The sequence below is a fragment of the Ornithinimicrobium sp. F0845 genome (genome assembly GCF_023015765.1).
Taxonomy (GTDB): Bacteria; Actinomycetota; Actinomycetes; order Actinomycetales; family Dermatophilaceae; genus Ornithinicoccus.
Window position 1 is genome coordinate 132,562 of record NZ_JALKAL010000010.1, and the last position, 9,059, is coordinate 141,620.

The 9,059-nt window shown below is 71.0% G+C and carries 7 protein-coding genes; 6 read left to right on the forward strand and 1 reads right to left on the reverse strand.

The window, feature by feature from the left end; translation table 11 throughout:
- Positions 1–290: 290 nt before the first annotated feature.
- The 6 genes from leuS to MWU75_RS14745 all read left to right on the forward strand — a co-directional run bounded on the left by leuS (position 291) and on the right by MWU75_RS14745 (position 8,435).
- Positions 291–3,149, forward strand: a complete 2,859-nt coding sequence (gene leuS, locus MWU75_RS14720; RefSeq protein WP_247092143.1) for a leucine--tRNA ligase — start codon at positions 291–293, stop codon at positions 3,147–3,149.
- Between the two features lie 69 nt (positions 3,150–3,218).
- Positions 3,219–4,085, forward strand: a complete 867-nt coding sequence (locus tag MWU75_RS14725; RefSeq protein WP_247092145.1) for a DegV family protein — start codon at positions 3,219–3,221, stop codon at positions 4,083–4,085.
- Between the two features lie 256 nt (positions 4,086–4,341).
- Positions 4,342–5,322 (forward strand): helix-hairpin-helix domain-containing protein, encoded by a 981-nt coding sequence (locus MWU75_RS14730; RefSeq protein WP_247092147.1) that lies wholly within the window; start codon positions 4,342–4,344, stop codon positions 5,320–5,322.
- Positions 5,319–7,739, forward strand: coding sequence for a ComEC/Rec2 family competence protein (locus tag MWU75_RS14735; protein ID WP_247092149.1), 2,421 nt, complete (start codon positions 5,319–5,321; stop codon positions 7,737–7,739). The genes MWU75_RS14730 and MWU75_RS14735 overlap by 4 nt, the downstream gene beginning before the upstream one ends.
- A 70-nt stretch (positions 7,740–7,809) precedes the next feature.
- Entirely contained in the window at positions 7,810–8,019 is a 210-nt protein-coding gene (locus tag MWU75_RS14740) for a type II toxin-antitoxin system VapB family antitoxin (RefSeq protein ID WP_247092152.1), read from the forward strand.
- Positions 8,007–8,435: a PIN domain nuclease gene (locus MWU75_RS14745; protein WP_247092154.1), complete on the forward strand. Its 429-nt coding sequence runs from the start codon at positions 8,007–8,009 to the stop codon at positions 8,433–8,435. Before MWU75_RS14740 ends, MWU75_RS14745 begins: the two co-directional genes overlap by 13 nt.
- Before the next feature lie 122 nt (positions 8,436–8,557).
- Here MWU75_RS14745 and MWU75_RS14750 read toward each other — a convergent pair.
- The coding region (locus MWU75_RS14750; RefSeq protein WP_247092156.1) for a hypothetical protein at positions 8,558–9,059 on the reverse strand (502 nt) is incomplete at its 5' end.

A 9,059-nucleotide genomic window follows, 5' to 3' on the forward strand; every position in this document is an offset into this window, starting at 1 on the left:
TGTCACCTCTGACCACACCGGGTGCGACCCACGCGCAGCCGTTCCTCCTCAGGGGACAGTCTGCGGCAAGGGCGAAACCACTCAGAAAGTGCGGATGAGGCGTGCAAAACCCCTCGGAAAATTGGTGGGGCCAGACCTGCGGTAACCTGACCCCATGCGCTGCACGCTCCTCCTTATGCAGCCGCGCTGAGCACGACACGAGCCGGCGCGGCTGACCCCTCCTGTGCGAGGGGCTTTTTTGTGTCACGAGGCAGCACCAGAGGCAGCACGCACACGAGGTCGAGGACGAGATGACTGAGAGCACGAACGAGACGCCGCACCGCTACACCGCGGAGCTGGCCAACCGGATCGAGGACGCCTGGCAGGAGCGCTGGGAGGCCGAGGGGACCTTCCACTCCGCCAACCCCGCCGGGCCCTGGGCCGAGCCGGACGACCCGCGCCTGTCCCGCGGCCACATGATGGTGATGGACATGTTCCCCTACCCCTCGGGGGCGGGCCTGCACGTCGGTCACCCGCTGGGCTTCATCGCCACCGACGTCTTCAGCCGCTACCAGCGCACCACCGGGCGCAACGTGCTGCACACCATGGGCTTCGACGCCTTCGGCCTGCCCGCCGAGCAGTACGCCGTGCAGACCGGCCAGCACCCGCGCACCACCACCGAGGCCAACATGGTCACCTACCGCCGCCAGCTGCGGGCGCTGGGCATGGGGCACGAGCGTCGCCGGTCGATCGAGACCATCGACCCCGACTACTACCGGTGGACCCAGTGGATCTTCCTGCAGATCTACAACAGCTGGTATGACGAGTCCGCCGTCCGCGCGGACGGCCAGCTGGGCGCTGCGCGCCCGATCACCTCCTTGATCGAGCAGTATGCCGGGGGCCACCGACAGACCCCGTCCGGTCAGCCGTGGGCCCAGTTGAGCCCGGCCGAGCGGGAGGCCGTGCTGGCCGAGCACCGACTGGCCTACGTCTCCTCCGCCCCGGTCAACTGGTGCCCCGGCCTGGGGACGGTGCTGTCCAACGAGGAGGTCACCAACGAGGGCCGGTCCGAGCGCGGCGACTTCCCGGTCTTCAAGCGCAACCTGAGCCAGTGGAAGATGCGGATCACCGCCTACGCCGACCGGCTGATCGACGACCTGGACCGGCTGGACTGGCCGGAGAAGATCAAGATCCAGCAGCGCAACTGGATCGGGCGCAGCCACGGGGCGAACGTGTCCTTCCCGGTCGTCGGCCATGACGAGCAGATCGACATCTTCACCACCCGCCCGGACACGATCTTCGGCGCCACCTTCATGGTGCTGGCACCCGAGCACCCGCTGCTGGAGCGCATCGTCCCGCCGTCCCACCACGCGGACGTCGCGGCCTACCAGCGCTCGGCCTCGACCAAGTCGGACCTGGAGCGGCAGGCCGACACCAGGGCCAAGACCGGCGTCTTCACCGGGGCCCAGGCGATCAACCCGGCCACTGGCGAGGCCATCCAGGTGTGGGTGGCCGACTACGTGCTGATGGGCTACGGCACCGGCGCGATCATGGCCGTCCCCGGACAGGACGAGCGGGACTGGGCCTTCGCCACGGCATACTCCCTGCCGATCATCCGCACCGTGCAGCCGACCGAGGGGCACCCCGAGGACGAGGCGTTCACCGGCGAAGGCCCGGCGATCAACTCCAGCAACGAGGAGATCAGTCTGGACGGGCTGCCCGTCGACGAGGCGAAGACCGCGATCATCGCCTGGCTGGCCGACCGCGGCCTGGGCGAGGGGACGATCACCTACCGGCTGCGCGACTGGTTGTTCAGCCGGCAGCGCTACTGGGGCGAGCCGTTCCCGATCGTGTGGGACGAGCAGGGCGTCGCGCACGCGCTGCCCGACGACCAGCTGCCGCTGACCCTGCCGGACGTCCCGGACTACAGCCCGCGGACCTTCGACCCGCAGGACGCCGAGTCGATGCCGGAGGCGCCGCTGGCGCGCGCCACCGAGTGGGTCGAGGTGGAGCTGGACCTGGGTGACGGTCCCCGGCGCTACCGTCGCGACACCAACACGATGCCCAACTGGGCCGGCTCGTGCTGGTACCACCTGCGCTACCTGGACCCAGAGAACAAGGAGGTCGCGGTCGACCCCGAGGTCGAGGCCTACTGGATCGGTCCTCGGGAGCAGCCGGTCTCCGGCGCCCCGGAGGGCTCGCGCGACCCGGGCGGTGTCGATCTGTACATCGGCGGAGCCGAGCACGCCGTGCTGCACCTGCTGTACTCCCGGTTCTGGCACAAGGCGCAGCACGACCTGGGTTACGTCACCAGCGAGGAGCCGTTCCGCCGCCTGATCAACCAGGGCATGGTCGAGGCCTACGTCTACCGCGACCACCGGGGCCAGCCGGTCCCGGCCGAGGAGGTCGAGGAGACGATCGGGGAGACCGGCGACCCGTCATACTCCTGGCAGGGCCAGCCGGTGACCAAGGAGCACGGCAAGATGGGCAAGTCCCTGAAGAATGTCGTGACGCCGGACGAGATGCGCGCGCAGTACGGCTCGGACACCTTCCGCGTCTACGAGATGTCGATGGGGCCGCTGGAGCAGTACCGCCCCTGGGAGACGCGCGCGGTCGTCGGGAGCCAGCGGTTCCTGCAGCGGCTGTGGCGCAACGTGATCGACGAGGAGACCGGGGAGGTCACCGTCACCGAGGACGCGCCGGACGAGGCGACCGCCCGGCTGCTGGCACGGACCGCGGACGGGGTGCGGACCGACTTCGAGGCGCTGCGGGTCAACACCGCGGTCGCCAAGATGATCGAGTTCAACAACCACCTGACCAAGTTGGACCGGGTGCCGCGTGCCGCGATTGAGCCGCTGGTCCAGATGGTGGCACCGGTCGCCCCGCACATCGGTGAGGAGCTGTGGTCGCGGCTGGGGCACGCCGAGTCGCTGGCCTACGAGCCGTTCCCCGAGGCCGACCCGGCTCTGCTGGTCGAGGAGACCGTGACCTGCGTCGTGCAGATCAAGGGCAAGGTGCGCGACCGGCTGGAGGTGGCTCCCGACATCGGTGAGGACGAGCTGCGCGAGCTGGCGCTGGGCTCCGAGCGCATCCGCGAGCTGATCGGCGACAACGAGCTGCGCACCGTGATCGTGCGGGCGCCCAAGCTGGTCAACATCGTCCCTGCCTGAGGTGGTCCGGCGCTCGCTGATCGGCTTCGGACCCTGTCCTCACATCGTGCTACCTGCGAGACTGCTCTTGTGTCCACCGCCGTCCTGACCGACTCCACCGCCTGTCTCCCACCGGAGTTGGCGGAGCACGCGGGGGTCGCGGTCATCCCACTGCACGTGCAGGTGGGGCGGAGCACCCTCGCCGAGGGCGTCGACATCACCGTCGCCGAGGTGGCCGAGCTGCTGCGCGCCGGCAAGGAGAAGGTCGGCACCTCCCGGCCGGCGCCAGGTGAGTTCGTCGTCGCCTTCCGGGACCTGGTCGAGGCCACCGCGTGCGACTCGATCGTGGCCGTGCTGCTCTCCTCCGCCATCTCCGGGACGGTCGAGGCTGCCCAGCTGGCCGCTGCCGCGGTGAGTGAGGAGGTGCGGGTCGAGGTCGTCGACTCACGGACGCTGGGGATGGGCATGGGGTATGCCGCCGTGTCCGCCGCGCGTGCCGCGCGCGAGGGCGCCTCCCTGGAGGACGTGGCGGACCTGGCGCGGCGCCGGTGCGAGGCGTCGTCGACCTACTTCTACGTCGACACCCTGGAGCACCTGCGGCGAGGTGGCCGGGTCGGGACCGCCCAGGCGATTCTCGGGTCCGCCCTGGCGATCAAGCCGTTGCTGATGCTCACCGACGGCGAGGTGCAGCTGGCCGAGCGGGTGCGGACGCGCGCCAAGGCCCTGGCCCGGCTGGAGGAGCGGTGCCGCGAGGCAATCGAGGCGGTGGCGGGGGACCAGGGGGTCGACGTCGCCGTCCACCATCTTGGCTGGCCGGACCAGGCGGAGGAGCTGCAGTCCCGGTTGCGGGAGGTGTGTGACGGACGGGGACGACTCGACCTGGTCGAGCTGGGCGCGGTCGCCGGCGTGCACACCGGGCCCGGGACACTGGCCGTGGCGGTCGCCCCGCAGGCCTGAGGGTCACCTCGTCCCGTGGGACGGGCGACACCCACCGGCGCAGCGGCGCTCGTCCACCTGGCCCACTGCCCCATAGCCGCAAGGGTCGCGCCCGTCCACAACCGCATGGGTCGCGCCCGTCCACAACCGCATGGGTCGCGCCCGTCCACAACCGCATGGGTCGCGCCCGTCCACAACCGCATGGGTCGCGCTTCGGCTGTCCACACCCTGCACGGCACCTGAGCCGGACGGACCCGGCCGTCCCTACCGTCCTGGTATGTCTGAGCGTGATCGGTTGGCCGAGCTGCTCGAGCGGGTGACGCACGAGCGCCAGACCGGTGCGACGCGGGACGACGGTCGCGCGCAGGCCGACGGGGCGGAGCCGACCGCTGCGGCGCCTGGAGTCGGGGCGGTTGGTCGGGGTGTGGTGACTGGGGGAGAGTGGCTGCCCCAGGAGGCGCCGCAGCCCGGTGCCCGGCACCGTGCGGAGCGTGCTGGTCCGGGGTTCCTGACCTGGCCCGAGGCACTGCGGTCCGTGCGCCTGTCCGTCCGCCCGGCGGCAGTGGTGGGCGTACTGCTCGTGGCGCTCCTCGCAAGCGGGATCCTCGGGGTGCGGTGGTGGCGGGCCGAGCAGTCGAGCCATCCGGTGCCCGTGGTGTCACGTGAGGGGCAGCAACTGGCACCGGTGGGCAGCGACGAGGGAGTGGTCACTGCGGCGCCGGCAACTGCGGCTGACGGCCCCGGAGCGGACGCGGACAGGCTCGGAGCGGACGCGAATCGTCCAGAGACGGCTGTTCCTGAACGGGTGCTGGTGCATGTCGCGGGCCAGGTGCGTGAGCCGGGCGTCGTCACGGTCGACGCAGGCGCTCGCGTGCAGGACGCGGTCGAACAGGCCGGTGGCCTGACCGAGGAGGCAGACACGAGCCGGGTGAACCTCGCCCGTGCCGTCACCGACGGTGAACGGATCTGGGTCCCGCGGCCGGGGGAGGAGGTGCCCGCCGTGGTCGAGGGTCCGCCCAGCGGTGGTGGCGGAGGTGGCGCCGGTGCCGCGGAGACCGGTGCCGACGCCCAGGTCAACCTCAACACCGCCGACCAGGCGGCGCTGGAAGAGTTGCCCGGCGTGGGACCGGTCACCGCGGCCGCCATCCTGCAGTGGCGCGCGGACCACGGGCAGTTCAGCTCTCCGGACGAGCTGCTGGAGGTGAGTGGGATCGGTGAGGCGACCCTGGAGAAGCTCCTGCCGCACGTGACGCTGTGACGCCAGGACCACCCACCGAGGTCCCGCCCGTAGCGAGGCTCGACCTGCGCCTACTTGTCCCCGCGCTGGTGGCCTGGGCGGTGATGGTCTTCTTCGTCGTGCGCCCCGCCGCGACCCAGCTGACCGTCGGTCTGTGTTGCCTGGCGGCATCGGGACTGATGGTGTGGCTGTCCCGCCGCGGGTTGCTGGCCCTCACCCTGGCGTGCACGGCTCTCGTGCTGGTCGCCGGGGCGGCCCATCGCGCAACCGACGAGGTGGGCCCGGTCGGGCACCTGGCACAGGAGCGGGCCGTCGTCACGGTGACGGGGTCGGTGCTGACCGAGCCTCGGCTGATCGACCGAGGGGACGAGCGGCCCGACCTGGTCGTGCTCGAGCTGCGCATCGAGAACATCGAGGGGAGGGGAGAGCGGAGCACGGTCCGCGCACCCGTCGTGGTCTTCGCCGACACGACCTGGCGGCACGTCCCGTGGCGCGCGACCGTCACCACCCGGGCTCGGCTCGGGCCGCCGGAGTCCGGGGACGCGGCCGTCGCGGTCGTGACGCCCCTCGACCCGCCCACGGTGCCCGGGGAGACCGGTGCCCTGTTGTCGGGCGTGGACCACGTCCGGGATCGGCTGCGCCGGTCGGTTAACCCGCTGCCGGTCGACGCGCGTGCGCTGATCCCCGGCCTGGTGATCGGGGACACGTCCCTCACCCCGGCCGATCTGTCGGACGCGATGCTCGCGACCGGTATGTCTCACCTGTCGGCCGTCAGTGGTTCCAACGTCGCCATCGTGCTCGGCGCCGCGGTGCTGCTCTGCGGGTGGCTCGGGGTGCCGCGCCGGTGGCGACCGGTGGTGGCGCTGCTGTGCCTGGTCGGGTTCGTGCTGCTCTGCCGTCCGGAGCCCAGCGTCCTGCGTGCGGGAGCCATGGGCGTCGTCGGCCTCATCGGCCTGAGCTCGTCGCGGCGCGCCGCCAGCCTGCCGGCCCTCGCGGCCGCAGTACTGGGGCTGCTCTGCTGGGATCCGTGGCTCGCGCGTTCCTACGGCTTCGCGCTGTCGACCCTGGCGACACTCGGGTTGGTCGTCTTCGCACGGCCGTGGGGCGACGCGATCGCCGGTCGCCTGCCACCTCGCCTGGCCCTCGTGGGTGACGCGATCGCGATCCCGCTGGCCGCCCAGGTGGTGTGCGCCCCAGTCATCGTGCTGCTGCAGGGGACGGTGAGCACGGTCGCGGTCCTGACCAACCTACTGGCGGCGCCACTGGTCGCGCCGACGACGATCGCCGGGATCGCGGCGGCGTTGCTGGGGACACTCTGGCTCCCGCTCGGCCTCGGCGCGGCGTGGCTGGCCGCCCTGCCCGCCTGGCTGATCGGGGCGATCGCGCGCTGGGGCGCGACGGTGCCGATGGGCTCGATCGGCTGGGTCGAGGGCGTCGGGGGCGCCTGGCTGCTCACCGCCCTCACCGTGGGGGTGCTCCTCGCCGGTCCCTGGCTGCGGTGGCAGGCCGGTCGCCACCCAGGGCTGGCGTGGTCTGCACTTGTCCTGGGCCTGGCGCTGGCCTGGCCGACCTCGGGCCGTCATGGCTGGCCTCCAGACGACTGGGTGGTCGCCGGCTGCAACGTCGGACAGGGTGACGCCTTCATGGTCGCCACCGGTCCCGGCCGGGCTGTGCTCGTGGACACCGGGCCGGATCCGCAACTGCTCGCCGACTGTCTCGATCTGCTTGGGGTGGAGCACGTGGATGCCCTCGTGCTCAGCCACTTCCACGCCGACCACGTCGGTGGCCTTGATGGCGTGGTCGGTCGTGTCCCCGTGGCCGCCGCCTACCTCACGCCCGTGCGTGACCCGCCGGCCGAGGCCGACGAGGTGCTGACCACCCTGGCGGAGGAGGGCATCCCCACGTATGCCGTCACGGCCGGCGACCACCTCGCCTGGGGCGACGCGGGTCAGGTCCGAGCCGAGGTGGTCTGGCCCCCGGCCAAGCGGGTGGGGTCCGGCTCGTTGGGTGCCAACGACTCGAGCGTGGTCATGGACGTTCGCGTGGGTAGCGGTGGCGACGGTCGCGTGAGTGGCGGTGGCGCGCCCGACGATGGCGACCTGCGGATCCTGTTCACCGGTGACATCGAGCCGGTCGCCGCTCGCGGCGTGCGCCGCGCCCTGGACGGCCAGCAGTTCGACATACTCAAGGTGGCACACCACGGCAGCGCCGCCCAGGACGAGGCGCTCGTGACCGGACTGGGCGCAGACGTGGCGCTCATCGGGGTCGGGGAGGACAACACCTTCGGCCACCCGAGCCGGACGGTGCTGTCGATGCTCGCCGACACCGGCACGGCGGTCCTGCGCACCGACCGTGACGGGACCTACACGCTGGTCAACGGGACGCAGGGGCTCGAGATCGTGAGGCAGGAGGTGGGGCCATCCCCGAAAACACAGTGACCAGCGCACACAGTACGCATATATAAGAGGGGTTATGGTGTTGATATCAGATCGTGAGCAGGGAGGCGCCGTGAGCCGGACACTGATCGACACCGACGACGACCTGCTTGAGCGTGCTCGCTTCGTGCTGGGCACCAGCACGAAGAGGGCCACCGTCAATGCTGCCCTGGGTGAGGTTGTCGCCCTTCACGCGCGGCGGGAGTTCCTCGCCGACGCCCGGCGCGGAGAGCTCGCAGACGCCGTGGATCCTGCTGTCATGGATGCAGCGTGGCGGCGGTAGCCCGGTTTCTGGCAGACACCAGTGCCCTGGCTAGGCTCGGTCGGCGGGAAGTCGACCAGGCAATGTCCCCCTGGATTGAGGCCGGTCTCGTTGCGACCTGCGGCATCGTGAATCTTGAGCTGCTGTACTCCTCCCGCACCCCGACTGACTCTCGCCGACGACGGCAGCAACTGCGCGATGGTTTCGAGTCGCTGGCCATGCCCGACGAGATCTGGGACAGAGCGATCGAGGTGCAGGCCGACCTCGCAACCACCAGCACACATCGCGGGGTCGCACTGTCGGACCTCCTCATCGCGGCCACGGCCGAGCGCCATGAGGTGACGCTGGTGCACTATGACCACGACTACGACGCCGTGGCGCGGGTGACGGGTCAGCCCATGAGATGGGTTGTGGCTCCCGGATCGCTCGACGCCTGAACAGGACGCGGCACAGCGAGCTGACGCTACCCGTGCGACGAAGGCCTCACACGCTGGTCGGCCTGGACGGACCTTCGTCCGAGGCGGCGAGACGCACGACCGCGCAATACGTCGTGCGGCCCTTAGAAGGGTGGTGGGGTGTCGTCCGGGGTGGCCCAGGGGCCGTGCCCGGGAGTGTCCGTGCTGGTCGGGGTGGTGCTGCCTGCCGCGCTGCTGCCTGCCGCGCTGCTGTCTGCCGCGCTGCTGCCCGTGTCGTCGTCGGGATCTTGGGCGGCGCGGGTGTGGCGGGCTCGTTCTCTCTTGACGGCCTCGGGGTCGGGTTCGTTGAGTTTGCGGCCGGTCTTGGGGTTGCGGCGGGTGAGGCGGATCTGGTTCCAGGACAGGAACTGGGTCTCGCCGTAGGGTTCGTCCTCGCCGGTGATCAGCCGGGCGGTGCCGCCGGGCTTGTAGGACAGGGCCTGGTAGATCGCCAGGTCGATCGCCTCGCGCCGGTCCTCCTGGTCGGCGGCCAGGACCTGGTCGGTGGCTTCGGTGAGCATGGTGGAGTACTGGGTGTAGTCGTGGGCCTTGGTCTTGTAGATCTTGCCCAGCAGGGTCTGCCAGGTCATCTCCCGCCGGTGGTTG